Source organism: Gluconobacter sp. Dm-44, assembly GCF_018256175.1.
GTDB classification, from domain to species: Bacteria; Pseudomonadota; Alphaproteobacteria; order Acetobacterales; family Acetobacteraceae; genus Gluconobacter; species Gluconobacter cadivus.
Map to the genome: position 1 here is coordinate 247,029 of NZ_JAERLZ010000003.1, position 21,568 is coordinate 268,596.

Sequence of the window (21,568 nt, forward strand, 5' to 3'; positions counted from 1 at the left end):
TGGTCCATACCGTTATAATGAATGAAAAATAAGCTCTCCGGACAGGAAAATTCTTCACTCGACCGTCACGGATTTCGCAAGATTGCGCGGCTGGTCCACATCCGTGCCTTTCAGAAGCGCGACTTCATAGGCCAGCATCTGAACGGGAATGGCATACAGGATCGGTGCCACGAAAGCGTCCACATCAGGCATGATGACGATCTGTTCCGCCACGCCCTCAAGGCGCTTGGCGCCTGGCGCATCGGTGAAGACAAGAATGCGTCCACCCCGTGCTTTCGCCTCCTGAAGATTGGACAGTGTTTTGTCGAACAGGATTGTGGACGGCGCAATTGCGACTACCGGAACAGTCTGATCAATCAGGCTGATCGGACCGTGCTTCAGTTCACCCGCAGCATAAGCTTCGGCGTGGATATAACTGATTTCTTTTAATTTTAAAGCGCCTTCAAAGGCAATCGGTGTACAAATCCCGCGTCCCAGATACAGGACATCACGCGCCTGCGCGACAAGGGCGGCCATAGCCTGAATGTCCTTGGTGCGGGTGAAAACTTCTGCGGCCCTCGACGGCAGATCCAGCAGGCTCGCCGTCAGACGTTCTTCGCGGGCCTGACCCATCGTCCCACGCGTACGGGCGAATTCGATCGCCAGCGCTGCCAGAACGGAAAGCTGCGCGGTGAAGGCTTTGGTCGAAGCAACGGAAATTTCCGGCCCTGCATCCATGCCCAGCACGAGATCGCTTTCCCGCGCGATTGTGGAATGCTCGACATTCAGAACCGAGACAATGCTCTGACCGGCCTTTTTGAGGCTGCGCAGAACACCCAGCGTATCGGCGGTCTCGCCGGACTGTGAAATCAGTAGCGCCACGCCTTTGTCCGGCTGGGGCGGCTCGCGGTAGCGCATTTCGGACGCAACATCGATTTCAACCGGAATACGTGCAAGAGATTCCAGCCAGTACCGGCCAACCATCCCGGCATAATAGGCGGAGCCGCAGGCTGTGATGGTGATGCGCGGAACCTGTGCCGGATCGAACGGCATCGGTGGCAGTGTAATGCGCTTTGAGGCCGGGTCTGTAATCCGTTTCAGCGTCTGTCCGATGGCGACTGGATGCTCATGGAGTTCCTTCTCCATGTAGTGCCGGTAGCCATCCTTGCCGACCTGCCCTGCCATGAAGGTGAGGTCCTGAACCGGACGGCTGACTTCAGAGCCCGTCATGTCGAAAATTCTGACGCTATCGGTTGTGAGTTCGCACCAGTCTCCGTCTTCGAGATAGGTCATTTTCCGGGCCATGGGCGCCAGTGCAATGCTGTCCGAGCCAAGGAACATCTCGCCGTCACCGTAGCCGACAGCCAGCGGTGCGCCATGACGGGCGCCAATCAGCAGACCTTCATGATCCTTGAAGATCATGGCGATGGCATAGGCCCCTTCCAGTCGCTTGATAGCTGCAAACGCGGCCTCCCGGGGCGGCAGTCCCTGCTTCAGATAGTCATCGACCAGATGCGCGACGGTTTCGGAATCCGTTTCGGTCCGAAACACACATCCTTTCGCTTCCAGTTCTTCCTTAAGGGCTGCGAAGTTCTCGATAATGCCGTTATGAACGATTGCCACACGCCCGGCTTCATGGGGGTGGGCGTTGTTTTCAGTGGGGGCACCATGTGTTGCCCAACGGGTATGACCGATAGCCGTGGTGCCGTGCAGCGGATGCTCTTTGAGAACGTGCTCCAGATTATCGAGCTTACCCGCAGCGCGGCGGCGTTCGATGTCGCCCGACGCCGTCAGGGTCGCGATCCCGGCAGAATCGTATCCGCGATACTCCAGGCGTCGCAGCGCCTCGAAGGCGATCGGACTGGCAGGCTTGTGTCCGACAATACCGCAGATACCGCACATCAGCCCTGTTCCTTCCGAGCTTTAAGAGACTGTTTGATCTGAAGGCCACGCCCGGCTTTCAGGGTTTGGCGCGTCCGGCCCAAAGCCAGATCACCAGCAGGCACATCATCGGTAATCACACTTCCTGCGGCCACGAGTGCATCGTCACCGATGGTTACGGGAGCCACAAGAATGGCGTCCGAACCGACAAAAACCCGTTCCCCGATGATGGTTCGATGTTTGAAAACGCCATCATAATTGCAGGTAATTGTCCCCGCCCCGACATTGGTGCCGCGTCCGACCGAAGCATCGCCCAGATAGGTCAGATGGTTGGCCTTTGCGCCCTCGCCCAGCTCCACGTTCTTGAGCTCGACGAAATTGCCGACATGCGTCTGCGCGGCACAGACCGTTCCGGGACGCAGCCGGGCGTAAGGACCGATCAGCGCAGCTTCTCCAACTTCGCAGCCCTCAAGGTGAGAATAAGCGCGAATAAGCGCACCTGAACGGACCGTTACACCCGGCCCGAAAAAGACATTCGGCTCGACCGTCACGTCAGATTCAAGAACGGTGTCAGTGCTGAAAAAGACGGTATCCGGCGCAACCAATGTCACTCCAGCATCCATCGCCGCATTTCGCAGGCGCGTCTGGAGGGTTGCCTCGGCGCGTGCGAGTTCAGAGCGGGAATTGACGCCAGCCAGTTCTTCTTCAGGCGCTTCCACACAAACAACTGAACCGGCTTTAGCTGCCATTTCAACGACATCCGTCAGGTAATATTCGCCCTGAGCGTTGTCGTTACGAACATTTTCCAGCCAGTTTCGGAAATTCTCCGCTCCCGCACACATGACGCCAGCATTGCAAAGCGTGATGCGGCGTTCGTCTTCAGTCGCGTCCTTGAACTCGACGATTTTCACGACCTTGCCGTTGTCTTCGACAATCCTGCCATAACGACCGGGCACAGCCGGACGCATTCCCAGCAGAGCCAGACTGGCACCCTCTCTACGGGCCGCAAGCAGGCGTTCCATGGTCTCGGCGGTAATCAGCGGATTATCAGCATAAAGAACAGCAATATCCCCATCCCCGAACAGGTCCCGCGCTGCATTGGCTGCATGGGCTGTGCCGAGCCGTTCGACCTGCGTGACGGTCTCGAACGGACGGACAGCCTCTTCGAGTTCCGGCATATCCGGCCCCGTGACGACGACCACATCATCGAAGACCTGCCGGGCAGTTGTGATGAGGTGATTGATCATGGGCTGGTTGCCCAGACGATGCAGCGCCTTTGGCAGGCGGGATTTCATGCGTGTGCCGAGGCCCGCAGCGAGAATGATGGCAGTGGTGCGATGGGTTGTTTCGGTCATGTCCTGCCCGGGGTATCCAAACCACGGGTCCGCGTCAAACGAAGCCCGCAGACTGTGTCATCACTTCGAATTGCCGATTATTGCAATTCGTTCGAGTGCTCGCTCACGGAGCCACGGCATGCTGCATGACGACCATGACATGACCGAGTTTGGGATGATTGAACTCGATCCGCACGGGAACCAGTCCCAGACCGCTGATCTTTAAAAACCATACTGCGCCGGGTTGTGGGGCGGCCAGTTTGGCCCGGTTCGGAGAGTCCTTGATGAACCCTGCGATCTGACGACCAATGAAATCGCATCGCATGGCCTGCCCCGAATAGGCTTCATCCTGACCTTGGGGAATATCCACCATGACAGGGCCATGCACCACCATCTGTGTCAGCCGAAGTCCGTCGAAAATGACCTGAGATCCGTCACATTTTCCTGTCGTCGCAAGGGAATGCAGCAGATGCGCCATTCCGCTCAGCGTGTCGACCGTATGAGGCAGCAAGTCGGCTGGAATGGGTTCGCGGTCGGTTTCTGGCGGCTGGAGATCCACCACCTTTGGGGTGTCGTTCGAAAACTCCAGTCGAACGTGCCTGTTTTTGCCGCGTGAAACGCCGCCGCTGTCAAACAGCACCGGCTGCACATTGCCGTCTGGGGTAAACTGCCCCTGAACATGCGACGTCACGTCCATCGTGACGAACCAGCTGATCAAGCCTGCGGGCTTGATTTGGGTGCTGCCACCGTAACCCCAGGGCTGGATCTGATAGGACGTTCTGGCGTTCAGAACGTGAAAGCCCTTGATATAGACAGCGTAAGCCGCGTTAATCTGCGGCTCAGCTCGGGCTGAACCGCAGGCCAGTCCCGCCATCAGGGCAAGACTGGCTACGACTGCTAAAGCCTTAAACGTCAAGATTGGCGACCTTCAGGGCATTGCCGACAATAAAGTCCCTGCGTGGTTCCACAACGTCACCCATCAGTGTCGAGAAAACTTGACCGGCATCTTCGACATCCCCGATCTTGACCTGCAACAGGGTCCGGGTCGAAGGATCGAGCGTTGTGTGCCAAAGCTGCTCGTCATTCATCTCGCCTAGCCCCTTGAAGCGATTGATGGTCAGTCCGCGACGTCCCTGAAGCAGAATGCGCTCCATGATGGCTGCGGGGCCGAACAGTTCGTAGGACGTCGGATCGAGCGTCAGTGTGACGGGTTTTGCAAAATCACGGGCCAGACGCTCCCACTCCGAAACCAGCCAGCGTGCTTCCACGGAACGCAGGAGCGAAGGCTCAATGCGATAGACTTCACCCACGCCACGAACGGAGCGCGCGCATTCCAGACCGGTTTCCGAAATGGAGACCTTCCAGCCACGCTCGTTGGCAAGCGAGGCGCCATCAAGCCGCTGCTGGAATTCGGTCATGCGCGAGGTTGCAACAGCGATGTTGCTGTCCAGAACGCCCGAAATGGCCGCCTGCTCCATCACCCAGACCGGCACTTTGGACGCAATGCTCTGAAGGCGACGGGCGGCCGCTGACATGAAGGTAATTTCTTCTGCCAGAGCCTCGCCTGTCAGTTCCCGACCATCAGCAAAGCGGAGGGTTGCATTCGCTAGCGCCTTGTCCAGCAGGTACTGCTCAAGAGCGGCATCATCCTTGAGATAACGCTCTTCTTGTCCACGCTTGGCGCGATAGAGCGGCGGCTGGGCAATGTAGAGATAGCCCTGCTCGATCAGTTCCGGCATCTGGCGGAAGAAGAACGTGAGCAGCAGCGTACGGATGTGGGAGCCGTCCACGTCGGCATCTGTCATAATGACGATCTTGTGGTAGCGCAGCTTTTCCGCCGAAAAACCACCCTGATCGACTTCGCCGCGGCCAATCCCGGTGCCAAGAGCAGTAATCAGCGTGCCGATTTCCGCCGATCCCAGCATTCTGTCAAAACGCGCACGCTCGACGTTCAGGATCTTGCCACGCAGCGGGAGAATGGCCTGAAAGCGACGGTCCCGTCCCTGTTTGGCCGTGCCGCCTGCGGAATCACCCTCAACGATAAAGATTTCAGCCTTGGACGCATCACGTTCCTGGCAGTCTGCAAGCTTGCCCGGAAGCGACGACACATCCAGCACGCCTTTGCGACGCGTCAGTTCACGCGCACGACGGGCGGCCTCACGGGCGCTGGCGGCATCGATGATCTTGGCGACGATCGCCTTGGCTTCCTTGGGATGGGTCTCGAACCAATGGGAGATCGCATCGGATGCGGCGGCATGCACGACGGGCTGGACTTCGGACGAGACCAGCTTGTCCTTCGTCTGGGACGAGAACTTCGGATCCGGCACCTTGACGGACAGCACGGCCGTCATGCCTTCACGCATGTCTTCGCCCGTCAGCGAGCCTGCTTCACGCTTGGCCACGCCTTCGGCATACTTGCCGACAACGCGGGTCAGAGCCTGACGGAAGCCCGCCAGATGCGTGCCGCCATCGCGCTGGGGGATGTTGTTCGTGAAGCACAGCATCGTCTCGTGATAGCTGTCGTTCCAGGTCAGCGCGAATTCGACGCGAATGCCGCTTTCCGGATTGTCGATCTCGCCCACGATCGGCGGTGTGACGATGGAAGTTTTTGAAGAATCAAGCCATTCCGCGAAAGCGCTCAGACCGCCTTCATAGTGGAAGCGCAGTTCTTTCGGCTCCGCATGACGCTCATCACGCAGGACGATCAGCATGCCGGAGTTCAGGAATGCCAGTTCACGGACGCGGCGCTCAAGAATGGAGAGTTCGAAATCGACCTTCGTAAAAGTCTGCTTGCTGGGCTTGAACGTAACCAGAGTGCCACGGTCTTCCGTGGACGGACCGATGACGTGCAGGGCCTCGTCACGTTCGCCATGCTGGAAGCGGATCTTGTGTTCCAGACCATTGCGCCAGATGAGCACCTCCATCCATTCGGACAGGGCGTTCACCACGGCCGCACCCACGCCATGCAAACCGCCGGAAACTTTGTAGGAGTTCTGGTTAAACTTGCCACCCGCATGCAGTTTGGTCAGCACGACTTCAGCCGCGCTGATGCCCTCTTCAGGATGCAGATCGGTTGGGATGCCGCGACCGTTGTCGCGAACCGAGACGGAACCATCCCCGTTCAGGGTCAGAATGCAATATGTGGCGTGTCCGGCCTGAGCTTCATCGACGGCATTGTCGATGATCTCGAAAACCATGTGATGCAGGCCCGAGCCATCGTCCGTGTCGCCGATATACATGCCTGGACGTTTGCGGACGGCATCCAGCCCTTTGAGTACCGAAATGGACGACGCGCCGTAATCTTCACCGTCTGCGCCTGGGATCTCGGGCTGGTTCTGGGTCTCTGACATGCGCGTGACGGTCTCCGTGGTACTCTGAAAAACTGTTGAATCAGTATAGCCTGCGCCGGACGGTTAGACCAGCGGTGGGCATGCGTCAGGCCGGAGATATGCTTCCATTCCTGACCGAAAAAAACTGGGCCCGCCCTTCGAGTGCTGCAAAAGGCGTGCGGTCCGTACCGGTAATCAGAACGGGGGCCTGCAGTTTCTCAAGACTGTCGAGAAGGGCGTGACGTCGGGTTTCGTCCAGATGGACCAGAGGTTCATCCAGCAGGATAGCGGGAGCCTGCCCCCGTTCCTGTGTCATCAGCCGCGCATGGGACAGAATTGTGCCAGTCAGCATGACTTTCTGTTGTCCGCTGCTGGACAGTTCAGCCGGTCGTCCTGTGGCAGTGTCCGAAAGGGTGAAATCGGCCCTGTGCGCCCCGATGGACGTGGTGGCGCGTTGCCGGTCTTCAGTGCGAGATTGCTTAAGACTGTTTCTGATCCAGTCTTCGACGTCCAGTGCGGGCTGAGATGCCAGGCGGTTCGAAACAGCGCAGTCCAGATGCAATGTGCTGGTAGAAAATCCATTATTCTCAAATGGATGAGCGTTCATGCTCTCAACGAGTGCGAGGCGGGCTGCAGAGGCCGCAACCGCATGCCGGGCGATGGAATCTTCAATGGACGCGAGCCATGCTGTCTCGGTCGGACGATCCGCCAGGACCCTGTTCCGACTGACAACCGAGCGGTCATGGGCGGCAATCTGGCGACCATGATCGGGAGAGAGCGCCATGACCAGCCGATCCAGAAAGCGCCGCCGACCACTAGCCCCTTCCTGAAAAAGCCGATCCATCTGCGGGGTCAGCCAGACACAGGAAAATCTCTGGCCAATCGTGGCCTGAGAGCGGATGTTTTCGCCGTCGAGCCGGAATGTCCGGCGCTGCTTTTCGTTTAACTCACTCCCTGTTCCGATCCGAAATTCATCCAGACCGGACTGGAGCGTCGCCGCAACGCCCCACCGCTCGGCTCCCGTACGACACAAAGCAGGGAGAGACGCGCCCCTTAGTCCACGTCCGGGAGACAGCAGCGAAACGGCTTCCAACAGATTGGTCTTTCCGGACCCGTTCTCTCCCGTCAGGACCAGAATGGAGGCATCCGGGGTCCAGACGGCATGGGTATAGTTCCGGAAATCCGTCAGCGCGAGCCGGGTCAGTTTCAATCTTGGCTCGTGGTTCAGACCCGCATGGGCATCAGAACATACAGCGCCGAAGGCGACGCCGTATCACGCACGATGGTGGGCGCAGAACTGTCGGAAAATGCGAATTCCACTTCCACGTCGATCTGATCGGTAATGTCCGTCAGGTAACGCGCCTGAAAGCCGATTTCGATCGGTGCGGCATCGTAGGAAACTGCGTTTTCGTCCAGTTCCTCATGTGCCACGCCCTGATCGGGGCTGGTGGCGGACAGGTTCAGCATGTTCTGCGTGACAGACAGCTTGACCGGGCGGGAACGCTCCTGGCTGATGGCAGCGACGCGACCGACAGCCGCTGCGAAATCACGCTTGCCGACGCGCAGGATGCGGTCATTGCCTTTCGGAATAACGCGCTCGTATTCCGGGAAGGTTCCGTCGATCAGCTTGGAGGTCAGAAGGACTGGTCCGGCCTGAAATTGGATACGTGTGTCGGACAGGGAGACTTCCAGATCGGCTGCTCCTTCATCCAGCAGCTTGCGCAGTTCGTTGACGGTCTTGCGCGGAATAATGACGCCCGGCATACCGCGCGCGCCTTCGGGCAGATCCGTCTCAACACGCGCCAGACGATGGCCGTCCGTGGCGACGGCGCGCAGCATCGGGGTGGCCCCGTTTTCCGCGACGTGCAGATAGATGCCATTGAGGTAGTAGCGGGTTTCTTCGTTTGAAATCGCAAATTTGGTGCGGTCGATCAGACCGCGCAGCGTTGCGGCGGGGAGCGAAAAACGATGCGGTAGATCGCCGGCGACCATGGCTGGGAAGTCGTCGACCGGAAGGACATTCAGGCTGGTGGCATAACGGCCTGCACGCAGCGCGAGCGGTGCTTCGCTGTCCTGATGATCGAACTCAAGTGCCACACCATCCGGCAGTTTGCGGACAATTTCGAAAAGCACCGCAGCTGGCACCGTGGTGGAGCCGGACCGCTCACCCGTGGCGGGAACATCTTCGACGACGGCAATTTCCATATCCGTGGCCGTCAGGCGCAGAACATCGCCCTCAAAGCTCATCAGAACGTTGGCCAGAATGGGAATGGTATTCCGCTTTTCCGCAACGCCATGAATATGCGCCAGAGCCCGTTGCAGCAGGGTACGGTCAACCTTGAATTTCATTCCGGGCCTCAGGAAGATCTTGAATTAATTGAGAGAACCTAGCAGACCCCCGTCCCTCGGGAAAGAGAGGGATCGGGGTTGGTCGAGGTCAGCCTTCGAGCATCCGACGCAGCAGTTCCACGTCCTCGGCAAAGGACGCGTCCTGATCCATCAACTCGGTCACGCGGTTGACGGCATGCATGACCGTCGTGTGATCGCGGTTGCCGAATTTGCGTCCGATTTCTGGCAACGAGCGGCTCGTCAACTGCTTGGCCAGATACATGGCCACCTGACGCGGACGCGCGACGGCGCGAGCACGGCGGGCAGAGGACATGTCTGTCAGGCGGATGTTCCAGTGCTCGGAAACCTTGCGCTGGATTTCCTCGATTGTGACGCGACGATCGTGGGCCTTCAGCATGTCCTTGAGAACATCCTGCGTCGTATCGAGTGTCACCGGGCGGCCCACGAGATCAGCATGGGCGATCAGACGATTGAGCGCGCCTTCAAGCTCACGGACGTTGGTCGTGATCTTGTGTGCGAGATATTCCAGAACCTTGGACGGAACATGCGTTCCCGACGCCTTGGCCTTGGCTTCCAGAATGGAAATACGCAGCTCAAAAGTCGTGGCATGGATATCCGCGACCATGCCACAGCCCAAGCGGGTCCGCAGACGGTCTTCAAGTCCGGAGAGGTCAGACGGGCTCTTGTCGGCACTGACGATGATCTGGCGGCCTGCATCCACAAGAGCATTAAACGTGTGGAAGAATTCTTCCTGCGTGTTGTCTTTGCCGATTAGGAACTGAAGATCGTCGATCATCAGCACGTCAACGGACCGGAGCTGTTCTTTGAACTCCATCGTGGACTGCGAACGGATCGCCGCGATGAAGCGGTACATGAACTTTTCCGCAGACATATAAGCCACGGAGACCTTGCCGGTGCGTGTCAGTTCCGTACCGATGGCGTGCATTAAATGCGTCTTACCAAGGCCTACGCCGCCATACAGGAAAAGCGGGTTGAAACCAGGGCTTGAAGGCTTCTCCGCCACGCGGCGTGCGCAGGCATAGGCAAATTCGTTCGGTTTGCCGACGATGAAAGTGTCGAACGTGAAGCGCGGATCGAGCGGGACGGCCAGATCGCTCCGGCTCTCGGACACAGCGCTTTGCGGTGCAGTCTCACTTGAAAGACCTGTTGCATCGTCCGAGTCTTCTGCGTCGTCCGCCGGGACTTCGGGCAGCCCGCGCTTGACCTGAAGCTCCACGCCCTTGATGTCTTCGCGCTCAGTCCGCCAGAGCGTCTGAAGACGCTCCTCATACTGGCTGCGAACCCAGTCGCGGAGGAATCGCGTGGGCAGATAGAGAGTCAGTTCATCTTCGTCGAGTGGCCCCAGAACGATCTGCCGGAGCCATGTCCGGTATTCGACCTCGCCAACCTCACTCTTCAGTTTCTCACGAACGCGGACCCAGGCGGTCTCAAGCGGTGTCGTCGAACCGGGGGCGGAGGCGCTGGCGTCCAGATACTGAGCGTTTTCCACCATTGTACCCCCTTTCATATCCAGTCCCGCAGCACGCGGGCATCAGTTGTTGGTCCCTGCGCGCAGGGCGGTTGTGCTCTCGACAGAAAATCCGCATCAGGAACGCAGGAAAATCCCGGAGAGCCAGACATCCGATATTTTTTTGTCGAACGCTCAGGATAGGCGTCCGTTCTGCCCGAGGCAAGCTGGAACACGAAGGGTTCAGCGGGATGTCATGGGGGTGTTCCCCATAAGCAACCCAAAGTCAGATGCTCGGAAAAAATTCTGGGGTGCAGTCAAAAAAGAACGCGCTCCCGGAGGGGAGCGCGTTCTTCAGTTCCAACCCGAAGGTGAAGCTCAGGCGGTTGCCAGAGCCTTCACGCGAGCGGACAGGCGGGACAGCTTGCGGCTGATCGTGTTCTTTGCGATCACGCCCTTGCCTGCTGCGCGCTGCATTTCCGGCTGTGCAACCTTGAAGGCTTCCGCAGCAGCGGACTTGTCGCCGGACTGGATGGCGAGTTCGACCTTCTTGATGAACGTACGCATACGGGACATGCGGGCGACGTTGCGCTCACGGCGACGTTCATTCTGACGGATGCGCTTACGGGCAGAAGCTGTGTTTGCCATGGATCTTTCGGTTCACTTTGCGTTTTGGTCGCGTAAATGGTTGGCGCCCTCTACTCCCCTCTGGCGGGTCCCGTCAAGCGTTTTGCACATTTTACACAGGATGGGGGCATCTTTCCGCCCCCGTTTCCCTCCGCGGTTATTTCTGGCAGGTCGGGCAGAAGAACGTCGAACGTCCCGACTGCGTGATGCGCTGGATCGGACTGGCATCCCCGCAATTCGGACAGGGCGCTCCTTCGCGGCCATAGACAAGATGCAAGTCCTGAAAGCCGCCTTTGGTGCCGTCAGCCTGCACATAGTCGCGCAGGGACGACCCGCCGGACGCGATCGCCTGCTCCAGAATCTGTGGAATGGCCTCTGAAAGAGCCTGCGTCTCAACATTGGTCAGTGTGCAGGCCTGTCGTTCGGGATGAATGCCGCAGCGGAACAGGGCTTCGCAGACATAGATATTGCCCAGACCCACAATCAGCTTCTGATCCAGTAAAGCGGATTTAACCGGTGTACGCCTGCCCCGAAACAGCTCTGCCAGTGCCTGTCCCGTCATGGTGGGAGAAAGAGGCTCCATGCCCAGATGCGCGAGAAGGCGATGATCCTCCTCCTTGCCTGTGCGAACAAGATCGACGCTGCCAAAGCGCCGGGGATCGACAAGCCCTGCCCGCGCACCGCTGTCCGTCTCCAGAACTAGATGTTCATGTGCTGGCGGAGTCGCATTCGTCCCGGCCCTGCCGATCGTGAGTCGGCCCGACATGCCCAGATGCAGCAACATGCTCCAGCCGCCCTCAAGGCGCATGAGAATGTATTTCGCGCGTCTGCGGAATGAGAGGATGCGCTGACCTTCGAGCTTCTCCCGCAGATCTGCGGGAAACGGCCATCGAAGATCGGGGCGGTTGACGGAAACATGGCTGATTCGATGCCCTTCGAAGGCATCACGAAACCCGCGCATGACGGTTTCGACTTCTGGAAGCTCTGGCATGGCTGGCCTCAACGATATATCGATTGCCCCATGACCGATAGCGCAGAACACAACGCCTCGCCCTTCCAGTCCTCCGAACATGTCGAGGACACCATCGATTTCGGCTACCGCAATGTCCCGCGTGGCCAGAAAAAGACGATGGTCCGGGAGGTGTTCGAGAGCGTCGCCGGGAAATACGACATCATGAATGATGTGATGTCGCTGGGAATTCATCGCGTCTGGAAGCGCATTTTCGTTGGGATGCTCAACCCGCGCCCCAACATGAAGCTGCTGGATTTGGCAGGCGGTACGGGCGACATCACGTTCGGCTGGCTGCGTGCCGGTGGTGGCCCGGCCATCCTGTCCGACATCAATGCCGCCATGCTGTCCGTTGGGCGTGACCGCGCCATCAAGGCCGGGCTGATCGGCAAGATCGAGGTCTGCGTTGTGGATGCGGAAGCCATCCCTCTGCCCGACTGCTCCGTTGATCGCGTGACGATTGCCTTTGGCCTGCGCAACTGCACGGACAAGCTGGCAGTTCTTCGGGAGGCACGTCGTGTCCTCAAACCGGGCGGGCGTTTCTTCTGCCTTGAGTTCTCGCAAGTCGAGATTGCGGCCCTCGCACCGATTTACGATCTCTGGTCTTTTCAGGTTCTGCCCAAAATGGGCCAAATCATCGCCAAGGACTCCGAAAGCTACCAGTATCTCGCCGAGAGCATCCGCATGTTCCCCGATCAGGAAACGCTGGCCCAGATGATGCGCGATGCCGGACTGGAACAGGTCCAGTACCGCAACCTGTCCGGTGGTATTGCCGCTATCCATTCCGGTTGGCGTCTGTAAGACCATGCGCCGCGTCCTGCTGATCGTCTCGGGAGGGATCGCGGCGTTCCGGGCGCTCGAACTCGTGCGCCTGCTGCGGGCGGATGGTATTGCCGTCACGCCTGTTATGACCGAAGCAGCGAAGGCGTTCGTCACGCCGCTCAGTCTTGAAACGCTGGCGGGTGAGCGTGTTCATGACGCGCTGTTCGAACCTACGCAGGAAAGCGAAATCGGCCATATCGCCTTGGCCCGAAGCGCGGATCTGGTCGTTGTCTGCCCCGCCACAGCCAACATCATGGCGCGCATGGCTCATGGGTTGGCGGATGATCTGGCGACCACGCTGCTTCTCGCAACCACGTCCCCCATTCTGCTGGCCCCGGCCATGAATGTGCGGATGTGGGAGCACCCCGCCACACAGGCCAATCTGAAGCTGCTGAAGGCACGCGGTGTTTCCGTCATCGGTCCCGATGTGGGCAGCATGGCCTGCGGTGAAGTCGGCGCCGGGCGTTTGAGTGAACCTCCCGTTATTCGCGATGCGATTCTGCGTCTTCTGACGCCCGACCAGTCTCTGTTCGGACGTCACGTTCTGGTGACGGCGGGCCCAACGGTTGAGCCGCTCGATCCTGTGCGCTTCCTGTCAAACCATTCTTCGGGACGGCAGGGCTATGCCATCGCGGCGTCTCTGGCGAAGCGCGGCGCGTCCGTCACGCTCGTTAGTGGCCCGGTTTCGATTCCTGTCCCCGAGGGTGTACGCCGCATCCCGGTCCAGACCGCGTGCGAGATGCTCGCCGCCTGTGAAGCCGCTCTGCCAGCCGATGCCGCAATCTGCACGGCAGCCGTTAGTGACTGGCGTGCAAAAGGCATCGCCCCCGGTAAGATCAAAAAGAACGGCGACGGCCCACCCACACTCGAACTGCTGGAAAACCCGGACATTCTGGCAACGCTCTGCCGTTCGCCCCAGCGTCCGCGCCTTGTGGTGGGCTTTGCAGCCGAGACGGACGATGTGCTGCAAAACGCGCAGGCCAAGCGTCTGCGCAAGGGATGTGACTGGCTGGTGGCCAATGATGTCCGTCATGGCGTGTTCGGTGCCATGCGCAATACCGTCAGCCTGATCGACGATCATCGTCTGCAAAGCTGGCCGGAAATGGACAAGACTGACGTTGCGGAACAGCTCGTTGAACGGATTGTCGCGTTCTTCGCCAACCCGCTTTCGCAGGGTGTATAATCCGGGGTAAGACAGGGTCATGACGACAGACCTGATTGATGTGCGCATCACGCGCCTGCCTCATTCCGAGGGGCTTCCCCTCCCTGCCTACGCCACTGCCGGGGCCGCAGGATTCGATTTTCTGGCGGCTGTGGATGCGCCGCTGACGATCGCTCCGGGTGAGCGCGTTCTCGTGCCGACCGGGCTGTGCATCGCCCTGCCGCCTGCCTATGAACTTCAGGTCCGCCCGCGCTCGGGTCTGGCGCTCAAGCACGGCATTACCCTGCCCAATTCGCCCGGCACCATCGACGAAGACTATCGCGGCGAACTGCGCATCATCGTCATGAACGCGGGCACCGAACCCTTTACGGTCGAGCGTGGTACCCGGATCGCACAAGGCGTTCTGGCCCCCGTCTCGCGTCTGCGCTGGTCGGAAGTCGAGACGCTGGACGAGACCGCACGGGGGCATAGCGGTTTTGGCAGCACCGGCCACTGATCTTGGCTTGCTGGCATGCAAAAAACACTTGAGACTTCCAGAGGTCTTTTTTTAACCTCTGGTTTCCATCAGGAACGAGGACAGCACGCACCATGACGGGCAGCCCGATGGCCATGCCCCTGCGGATCATGCATCGCTGGCGCCAGCGCATGAGCGGTGTCGAGCTTTCGATCCTGTTCTGTGCCACCGCAATCGCGCTCCTTGTGGTTCGGCACGCTCCGGCGGTCTCGGTCGTATCAGGGGCATTGCCGGGCGTCTCTCTCGGCGTCTGGAGCGCCGCAGCCCTGACCCTGCTGCATGTCGCTCTGGCGCTCATGACCGTTGTGGTCCTCTCCCTGCTCATATCCGGAGCGGCATGTCAGTGGCCGCGTTTCAGAGCGTTCCTGATCCCCGCTCTCTCGGTTGCCCGAGCCGTTCCGGGTCTCGGCCTGATCGGGATCTGCGCGGCTGTCTTCCCTGCGTCCGTGACCATCGTTCTGGTTGCGGCTTCCAGCATGATCTGGCGGATCGTCACGGCTGTTCTGGATGCGGAAGATACGCTCCCACCTGCCCTCGACGAAGTGGCCACCGGCCTGCGAATGACAGGCTGGCAGCGTTTCTGGCGCTTGCAGATTCCCGTCGCAGTACCGCTGACAACCTTCAGGGCCATGCAGTCCATGCCGGCGTTCTGGGTCCGTCTTCTGGCTGCGGAAGGTCTGATGATGCTGATGAGCCATCGGACGAACGGAGGATGTGGTGCAGCAGTTCTTCACGCCATGCTGGATCACCACCCGCTCAGAATCGTCGAAATCTCGCTCGTCATTCTCCTGCTGATCCTTCTCGTCGATCAGGCCGTCATGCGTCCAGTTCTGGGTTGGGCGCAGCGTTATCGGCCTGAAGGCCCTTTGGAGGAGCGCCCTCGTCCCCAGTCCTGGCTTCTGACGGTGTGGCGGCGGACAAAACCGATGCTCTGGCTCAGCGGAACGCTGGGCGAGGCTCTTGCCTGGATCGGAAACTGGCGCATCGGGCGCCCCCGGAGCATTCTTCCCGATCAGGACATGGCTTCCCGCGAGTTCCCCCGAGCGATCCTTCCGGTTCTTTCGCTGTTTGTGCTGGTTTACGCGATCTACCATGCTGGCTTACTGCCGCTTGTTCCATCGGATCTCGCCGAGAGTATCCTGACGCTGTCGCATGTCTGTGGAACGCTGGTCCTGTGCCTTCTGGTGTGGGTCCCCTTGGGTCTGCTCATCAGCGAAAGCAGGGCCTCCCTGCGCAACGTCTGCCGAAATGCTGTCGCGGCCTGCGGACTGTTTCCGGCTGTCCTGCTCTATCCGCTGTGTCGGGAACTGGGTCTCAATTCCGCGATCGTGCTTCTTTTTCTGGGCGCACACTGGCTGGTCGGGATTGTAGTGCTGGATGCGGCAAAGGCCATTCCTTCGGGATTGCGACAGGTCGCCACCGGCCTGAGGCTGCGAGGCTTCCTCCTGTGGCGCAAGCTGCTTCTGCCCGCCATCGCCCCCGAACTCTGCGGCGGCCTGCTGACGGCTGTGGTTCCGGTCTGGAATGCTGTGATGGTGGCAGAGGCTTTCGTGCCGTCCGATAGCGGTCTGGGCGCCACCCTTCTGTCCGAAGTGCTCGGCGGGGCCTTGGGCGCGCAGATCCTTGCCCTGATGCTGCTGACGCTGCTGTCCATGCTGCTCGACCGTCTGATCTTGCAACCTCTCGCCGTGAATGCGGCCCAAAAATATACCCTCTGAACTTCAGGCTGAAATTCCAGATCCATGAAATCCCTCCTGTCCCTTCGCGAATGTCGCCAGACTTATCTTAAGGAGAGCAGCACGGATCTGGTCGTGCTCGATCACATCAGCTTCGATGTGAGAACGGGAGAAATCCTCGGCCTTCTCGGACGTTCCGGATCCGGGAAATCCTCCCTGCTGCGGATCATGGCCGGACTGACGCCGCCGGTGTCGGGAGAGGTGCTCTGGCAGGACGCACCCGTGACCGGCCCGCTGGATGGCGTGGCGACCGTCTTTCAGTCCGGTGCGCTCTTTCCCTGGCTTACGCTGCGGCAGAATGTGGCTCTGGGTCTGGAAATGCGCCGTCTGCCGCGGGCAGAACGCGAAGCCATGACGGATGCTGCCATCGCGGTCATGGGGCTTGAAGGCTACGAAAACGCCTATCCGAAAGAGCTGTCAGACGCCCTCAGTCAGCGCGTCTCTTTTGCCCGCGCCTTGGCCCTTCAGCCGTCGCTGTTGCTGCTGGACGAACCGTTTTCGGCGCTGGACATGCTGAGTGCGGAAAACCTCCGCACCGATCTGATCGAGCTGTGGGACGAAAAACGCCTGCCCCTCAAGGCCATGCTTCTGGCGACGCACGGGATTGAGGAAGCTGTCCTGATGTGCGACCGTATCCTCATTTTCTCCTCCAGCCCCGGCCGCGTTACACACGAAATTGCGGTGCCCTTCCCCCATCCGCGCAATCGCGAGGACGAGGATTTCCGCCGCTTCGTGGATCAGATCTACACGCTCATGACCCGTCGTGCTCCGATCGTGTCTGAAGCGGAGTTGGTGCAGTCGAATTCAGGCTCCGGTGAAAGCCTGCCACCCTTCTCCATCGTCCTGCCCGATCTCGCCGTGGAGGTTCTGGTCGGGCTGATGGAAGTTCTGCAAAGCGAACCGCTGTCCGGCCGTGCGGATCTGCCGGAACTGGCGCAGCGGCTTCAGATGACGCTCGATGACCTGCTGCCGCTCGGAGAGTCTCTTCAGCTTCTGGATCTGGCGGAACTGGAAGATGGCGACATCCTGCTTACGCCAGATGGTCAGGCATTTGTCGAAGGCGATTCCGACACCCGCAAGGACCTGATGCGGACTGCATTGCTCCATCACCTGCCCCTGCTCCGCTCCATCCGCGGCACGCTGGACGAGCGTTCAAGCCATGTCGTGGACGCCGCGCGTTTCCGCAAGGCTATGGAAGAGAGCATGTCGCCCGATTACGCCCGCCAGACCCTCACCACCGCGATCGGCTGGGCCCGCTATGCCGAACTCTTCGACTACGACGAAGAGTCCGACCGCTTCCATCTGGAAAACGAGGAGTAAGCCTCAGGCACAGCAGACGCGCTTGTCCGCAATCGCCTTGGTAAAGGCTTTCCAGTCCTTTTCGCTCTGATCGGCGTAACGAACCGCAAAATCGGCAATGGCGGAGGCAAAGGACTGGCCCTTCCCCAGATAACCCGCCAGCAGCGAAAGATCGGCCGACCGACCATGCGACCTCCCGAGCGTGCGTCCACATAACGCCGCATATTCGGGCAGAAGAGCGTTCTCGATTTTCTCGCCGATCATGGCCAGACGCACATCCTTGGTCTGACGGACATAGAAGTCCCGGCCCCCGCCAGCCTTGCGGCCCGTCTGGGACGTTGTGTGTTTGCCCGTGGTCCGGGTCCAGCCCAGAAACGTGTCCGAACTGGCCTGCATGATCCGCTGTCCCGTCACGACGCGCTCCCCGTGATTGGGAAGGTCCACAGCGCCCTGAAAGGGCTCAAGCACGGATGTCTGGGCTTCCTTGATCTGAAGGATCAGCGGTTCATGATCCGCTGTGGTGAACAGCCCGAGCGCACAGAATGTCCCGACGCTGCCAATCCCCACAACCTTGAACAGCACGTCCTGCAATGCATAGCGTTCCAGCACGATCCTGCGCTCGGGCGGCAGATCGCTGACATAGCGCGCAAAGGCGCCACGGACGATATCGTTATGCTGCGGCAGGCGCGTGACGAAGGGCGGGTGTTCCTTCAGACGCACCGAGGACTTGGGGTCGATCATTCCGAAATGACCGGAAATAGCCCCAAGTTGTGACTGGATTTTCTCCATCATGCCCGTGCGCGTCGTATCATCCTTGATGCCGTCTATGACGGCCCGCAGATCAATCCGCACATTCCAGGCCTGCAGCGGCGTCAATTCCGACAGGCGAGCAATTTCCTCGACATACTGTCGGACGGCTGAAACGGCCAGACGGCGACAGTGCTTCTCGGACAGAGAAGCCTCACGCCCGGCCAGAACAAGGCTGGTTGCCAGACGCTTGAGATCCCATTCGAATGTCGCCGGTGCCGTCTCGTCGAAATCATTGATATCGAAAACGGGCAGCCCTTCCGGAGATGGGTAGCAGCCGAAATTATCCAGATGGCAGTCCCCGCAGGACTGAACGCGGATCCCGGTTGAGGGCGTAAAGGACAGGTCCGAGGCCATGATCGCCGCTGCCCCACGCAGGAAGGCGAAGGGCGAGGCTTTCATGCGCTGATGGCGGATGGGAAGCAGGTCCGCAATCCGGCTCTTTCCCTGCTCCAGCAGAATTCCGATCGGATCGGGCCGCGTGGCTGGAGGCGTCCAGAGCGCGTGGCTGCTGCGCTTGACGGTTTTGCGGAGTGCCACGCCCGCTGCGTAGCGGGCCTGACGGGTACGGAGCGTGGGAAAGGCGGAAATTTCTGTCATGGTTTGTCACGTTATCCGAAAAATGCGCCATGACAAAGCGCCTCGCGCCTGTCAGTCCGGCTGTTTGAGACGGTCCCGATAGAGTTTGCGCGCCTTGGCTACCTTGGGCGCCACGACGGCTGCGCAATAGGCTGTCTGCGGGTTGCGTGCGAAATAATCGTGATGCTTTTCCTCAGCGGGCCAGAAATGGGCCGGACCTTCAATGGAGGTGACGATCGGCTCCGGCCACAGGCCTTCCGCAGTAATTTCATCCAGAACTTTGCTGGCAATGTCCTGCTGGGCGGCATCGCCAAAAATAACGGACCGATACTGCGTACCGATATCGTTGCCCTGACGGTTGAGCTGTGTGGGATCATGTGTCGTGAAAAACACGCGTAGTACGTCTTCCAACCCGATTTCAGCCGGATCGAACACGACTTTTACAACTTCGGCATGGCCTGTTCGGCCTGTGCAGACGTCTTCATAGCTCGGGTTTTCAACACTGCCGCCAGCGTAGCCCGGCTCAGCCGAAATGATGCCGCGCAGGCCGGTAAAGACGGCCTCGACGCACCAGAAGCAGCCTGCGCCAAGGAGAATGGAGGACAGGCTGGAAGACGGGGTCGTCATGATGATGCTCCGTTAAAAGGACAGCCTCCCCATATGGGGAGGCCGAACCTGTCTGACGAGTTCACTGAATGAATTACGGTGCTGCCGTGACGACGGGGAGCCAGACGGCGCTGGCATGGTCGCCGCCCCGGTGGATGGTCTGCGTGGCCGCACGGTAGTCCGGTGCCTTGGCGTCGAAGATGTTCGGCACGAAGGTCTGGGGATTACGGTCATAGAGCGGGAACCAGCTCGACTGGATCTGGATCATGATCCGGTGTCCCTTGAGGAACACATGGTTCATGGCCGGAAGCGTGAAGTGGTATTCCTGCACCTGTCCCGCCGGAATAGCGGAAGGATGAGCAAAGTTCTGCCGGTAGCGGCCCCGAAAGATATCCATGGACATTGGCAGTTCATACCCGCCCATTTTGGGATTGTCCGGTGTGTGACCGGGCTGGACATCGATGATCTTCACGACCCAGTCTGCATCCGTTCCGGTGGTCGAAGCGAACAGATCCGCCGTCGGTACGCCCGAAACCCGAACCGGCGCATCGAGAACGGGTGTCTCGTAGGTCAGGACATCCGGGCGGCTTTCGGCAAAGCGCTGATCCGACACAAGCCAAGGCTTCCAGCGCGGATCGCCGTCCATCATGTAAGGACGCTCGACAAACGGCACCGGATGCGCCGGATCGGCCACATAGCTGTCCGTTCCGGGCAAGGTGCGCTTGAACGCAAGACCATGGTCCGGCTGGAGATACAGGCGCTCACCTTTCTGCATGCACGACGTGCCACAGTCGCTCAGCCAGTTGCGGAAGTGGTCCCAGTGGTTCTCGCCGGTATTGTAGATAATGGCTTCGTCCAGATGCGGATCGGGCGCGTCTTTCAGATAGTGATCGAAGAACGGACGCATGACAGTGGCCCGATACCACAGCGCCGTATCGCCATTGAAATGCAGCGGGCCGAGCGTCGAGCCATCATAATTCACACCGCTATGGCGCCACGGCCCCATAACGAGAATGTTCGGAACCTGCGTGTGGTGCGCCTTGAGGTTCATCCAGGAATGGATCGCGCCCCACATGTCTTCCTGATCCCACAGTCCCTGTTCCCAGATGGTCGGAACCTTGAGCGGCTTTTTCACGATCAGCTGATCCAGCGCCTGATCCTGCCAGAAGGCGTCATAGGCTGGATGCGCTTTCGTGCGGCGCCACCAGGGGAACTGGTCCAACCCGGCTTTCGTCGCGAAATTGCCGGTGGAAACATCTGCAAGGAACGTCGTGTAGTCGTCCGCATCAGGACGGTCGAGCGAAACGCCGGAGCCCGCAGCCGCCATCTGTCCGGCAAAATAATCCAGACTGGGCTGGCGGAATGCGCCGTAATGGAACCAGTCATCGCCCATCCAGCCGTCCACCATCGGGCTTTCCGGAGAGGCAACCTTCAGGGCCGGATGCGGATCCAGCAGCGCCATGACGACCGTCCAGCCCTCATAGGACGACCCGGTCATGCCAACGCGGCCATTCCCCTGCGGCACATTCTTGACCAGCCAGTCGATCGTATCCCACGCATCAGTCGTGTCATCCGTCTTCGTCGGGTTCAGCGGACCAATCGGGGGCCGCGTCATGACGTAGTCGCCCTGTGAGCCGTATTTGCCGCGAATATCCTGAAAAATGCGGATATAGCCCCCATCCACGAACACGTCGTCTCCCTGCGGCAGGAGCGCGCGCATGGTTTTCGCATTCGCATCGCGGCTGGCGCGCTCGCTGGCATTGTAGGGCGTGCGCGTCAGAAGCATCGGTGCATTTTTGGCGTTTTTGGGAATGACGATGACGGTATGGAGCTTGATCCCGTCGCGCATCGGAATCATGACGTCGCGCTTGATGTAGTCGCGCTCGACCGGTGGCATGCTAACATGGGCAGGAATATCGCTGCCAGTCTGGATCATGTCCGGTGTGACCGGCAGGCTGGAAGTGGGTTCGGCGGCCTGCGCTGCATACAGACAGGTTACGGCCAGAGCTGTGCCGAGGCTCAGAAAATGACGTCTCACAAAGGGCTCCTGATCTTTGTTCCGAGTTT

The 21,568-nt window shown here is 59.7% G+C and carries 17 protein-coding genes; 5 read left to right on the plus strand and 12 right to left on the minus strand.

Annotated elements, in window-relative coordinates; translation table 11 throughout:
* Window positions 1-54 precede the first annotated feature (54 nt).
* The 9 genes from glmS to mutM all read right to left on the minus strand — a co-directional run bounded on the left by glmS (window position 55) and on the right by mutM (window position 11,958).
* Window positions 55-1,881, minus strand: a complete 1,827-nt coding sequence (glmS, locus tag JK213_RS06415) for a glutamine--fructose-6-phosphate transaminase (isomerizing) (RefSeq protein ID WP_194262026.1) — start codon at window positions 1,879-1,881, stop codon at window positions 55-57.
* Window positions 1,881-3,215 carry a bifunctional UDP-N-acetylglucosamine diphosphorylase/glucosamine-1-phosphate N-acetyltransferase GlmU gene (gene glmU / locus JK213_RS06420; RefSeq protein WP_194262025.1) on the minus strand — a complete coding sequence of 445 codons (1,335 nt, stop codon included), beginning with the start codon at window positions 3,213-3,215 and terminating at the stop codon, window positions 1,881-1,883. The genes glmS and glmU overlap by 1 nt, the downstream gene beginning before the upstream one ends.
* 103 nt (window positions 3,216-3,318) lie before the next feature.
* Window positions 3,319-4,110, minus strand: coding sequence for a DUF3108 domain-containing protein (locus JK213_RS06425; RefSeq protein WP_194262024.1), 792 nt, complete (start codon window positions 4,108-4,110; stop codon window positions 3,319-3,321).
* A complete protein-coding gene (gene gyrB, locus JK213_RS06430; protein WP_194262023.1) occupies window positions 4,100-6,544 on the minus strand; it encodes a DNA topoisomerase (ATP-hydrolyzing) subunit B in 2,445 nt (814 codons plus the stop codon). The genes JK213_RS06425 and gyrB overlap by 11 nt, the downstream gene beginning before the upstream one ends.
* Window positions 6,545-6,629: 85 nt before the next feature.
* Window positions 6,630-7,733, minus strand: coding sequence for a DNA replication/repair protein RecF (gene recF / locus JK213_RS06435; RefSeq protein WP_194262022.1), 1,104 nt, complete (start codon window positions 7,731-7,733; stop codon window positions 6,630-6,632).
* Window positions 7,734-7,747: 14 nt separating this feature from the next.
* Window positions 7,748-8,872, minus strand: coding sequence for a DNA polymerase III subunit beta (gene dnaN / locus JK213_RS06440; RefSeq protein ID WP_194262021.1), 1,125 nt, complete (start codon window positions 8,870-8,872; stop codon window positions 7,748-7,750).
* Window positions 8,873-8,960: 88 nt separating this feature from the next.
* On the minus strand, window positions 8,961-10,400 hold the full coding sequence (dnaA, locus tag JK213_RS06445) for a chromosomal replication initiator protein DnaA (RefSeq protein WP_207728905.1): 1,440 nt from the start codon (window positions 10,398-10,400) through the stop codon (window positions 8,961-8,963).
* Between the two features lie 318 nt (window positions 10,401-10,718).
* The gene (gene rpsT, locus JK213_RS06450) at window positions 10,719-10,988 is read right to left on the minus strand and encodes a 30S ribosomal protein S20 (RefSeq protein ID WP_062031354.1); all 270 of its coding nucleotides are present in this window, start codon (window positions 10,986-10,988) and stop codon (window positions 10,719-10,721) included.
* A 136-nt stretch (window positions 10,989-11,124) separates the two neighbouring features.
* Window positions 11,125-11,958, minus strand: a complete 834-nt coding sequence (gene mutM, locus JK213_RS06455) for a bifunctional DNA-formamidopyrimidine glycosylase/DNA-(apurinic or apyrimidinic site) lyase (RefSeq protein WP_194262020.1) — start codon at window positions 11,956-11,958, stop codon at window positions 11,125-11,127.
* 30 nt (window positions 11,959-11,988) lie between these two features.
* On the opposite strand from mutM, the gene JK213_RS06460 reads away from it, so the two are divergent.
* The 5 genes from JK213_RS06460 (at window position 11,989) to JK213_RS06480 (ending at window position 17,530) form a co-directional block, all read left to right on the plus strand.
* Complete coding sequence (locus JK213_RS06460) at window positions 11,989-12,777, plus strand: class I SAM-dependent methyltransferase (protein WP_099286381.1); 789 nt, start codon at window positions 11,989-11,991, stop codon at window positions 12,775-12,777.
* A gap of 4 nt (window positions 12,778-12,781) precedes the next feature.
* The gene (coaBC, locus tag JK213_RS06465; RefSeq protein ID WP_194262019.1) at window positions 12,782-13,981 is read left to right on the plus strand and encodes a bifunctional phosphopantothenoylcysteine decarboxylase/phosphopantothenate--cysteine ligase CoaBC; all 1,200 of its coding nucleotides are present in this window, start codon (window positions 12,782-12,784) and stop codon (window positions 13,979-13,981) included.
* Window positions 13,982-14,000: 19 nt separating this feature from the next.
* A complete protein-coding gene (dut, locus tag JK213_RS06470) occupies window positions 14,001-14,456 on the plus strand; it encodes a dUTP diphosphatase (protein ID WP_099286379.1) in 456 nt (151 codons plus the stop codon).
* Window positions 14,457-14,548: 92 nt separating this feature from the next.
* Window positions 14,549-16,192, plus strand: coding sequence for an ABC transporter permease subunit (locus JK213_RS06475; protein ID WP_194262018.1), 1,644 nt, complete (start codon window positions 14,549-14,551; stop codon window positions 16,190-16,192).
* A gap of 24 nt (window positions 16,193-16,216) precedes the next feature.
* Window positions 16,217-17,530, plus strand: coding sequence for an AAA-associated domain-containing protein (locus JK213_RS06480; protein ID WP_194262017.1), 1,314 nt, complete (start codon window positions 16,217-16,219; stop codon window positions 17,528-17,530).
* Window positions 17,531-17,533: 3 nt separating this feature from the next.
* Here JK213_RS06480 and JK213_RS06485 read toward each other — a convergent pair whose 3' ends face one another.
* From JK213_RS06485 to JK213_RS06495, 3 genes are all read right to left on the minus strand, one after another.
* Window positions 17,534-18,916: a DUF2252 domain-containing protein gene (locus tag JK213_RS06485; RefSeq protein ID WP_194262016.1), complete on the minus strand. Its 1,383-nt coding sequence runs from the start codon at window positions 18,914-18,916 to the stop codon at window positions 17,534-17,536.
* A 51-nt stretch (window positions 18,917-18,967) separates the two neighbouring features.
* Window positions 18,968-19,522, minus strand: coding sequence for a peptide-methionine (S)-S-oxide reductase MsrA (gene msrA / locus JK213_RS06490; RefSeq protein ID WP_211571308.1), 555 nt, complete (start codon window positions 19,520-19,522; stop codon window positions 18,968-18,970).
* A gap of 73 nt (window positions 19,523-19,595) precedes the next feature.
* Entirely contained in the window at window positions 19,596-21,539 is a 1,944-nt protein-coding gene (locus tag JK213_RS06495) for a CocE/NonD family hydrolase (protein ID WP_194262014.1), read from the minus strand.
* Between the last annotated feature and the right edge of the window lie 29 nt (window positions 21,540-21,568).

Coding starts and splice junctions, on each gene's coding strand:
- mutM (WP_194262020.1), bottom strand. CDS start 11,958: ATGCCAGAGCTTCCAGAAGTCGAAACCGTCATGCGCGGGTTTCGTGAT.
- dut (WP_099286379.1), top strand. CDS start 14,001: ATGACGACAGACCTGATTGATGTGCGCATCACGCGCCTGCCTCATTCC.
- dnaN (WP_194262021.1), bottom strand. CDS start 8,872: ATGAAATTCAAGGTTGACCGTACCCTGCTGCAACGGGCTCTGGCGCAT.
- dnaA (WP_207728905.1), bottom strand. CDS start 10,400: ATGAAAGGGGGTACAATGGTGGAAAACGCTCAGTATCTGGACGCCAGC.
- JK213_RS06475 (WP_194262018.1), top strand. CDS start 14,549: ATGACGGGCAGCCCGATGGCCATGCCCCTGCGGATCATGCATCGCTGG.
- coaBC (WP_194262019.1), top strand. CDS start 12,782: ATGCGCCGCGTCCTGCTGATCGTCTCGGGAGGGATCGCGGCGTTCCGG.
- rpsT (WP_062031354.1), bottom strand. CDS start 10,988: ATGGCAAACACAGCTTCTGCCCGTAAGCGCATCCGTCAGAATGAACGT.
- msrA (WP_211571308.1), bottom strand. CDS start 19,522: ATGACGACCCCGTCTTCCAGCCTGTCCTCCATTCTCCTTGGCGCAGGC.
- JK213_RS06480 (WP_194262017.1), top strand. CDS start 16,217: ATGAAATCCCTCCTGTCCCTTCGCGAATGTCGCCAGACTTATCTTAAG.
- glmS (WP_194262026.1), bottom strand. CDS start 1,881: ATGTGCGGTATCTGCGGTATTGTCGGACACAAGCCTGCCAGTCCGATC.
- glmU (WP_194262025.1), bottom strand. CDS start 3,215: ATGACCGAAACAACCCATCGCACCACTGCCATCATTCTCGCTGCGGGC.
- gyrB (WP_194262023.1), bottom strand. CDS start 6,544: ATGTCAGAGACCCAGAACCAGCCCGAGATCCCAGGCGCAGACGGTGAA.
- JK213_RS06485 (WP_194262016.1), bottom strand. CDS start 18,916: ATGACAGAAATTTCCGCCTTTCCCACGCTCCGTACCCGTCAGGCCCGC.
- JK213_RS06460 (WP_099286381.1), top strand. CDS start 11,989: ATGACCGATAGCGCAGAACACAACGCCTCGCCCTTCCAGTCCTCCGAA.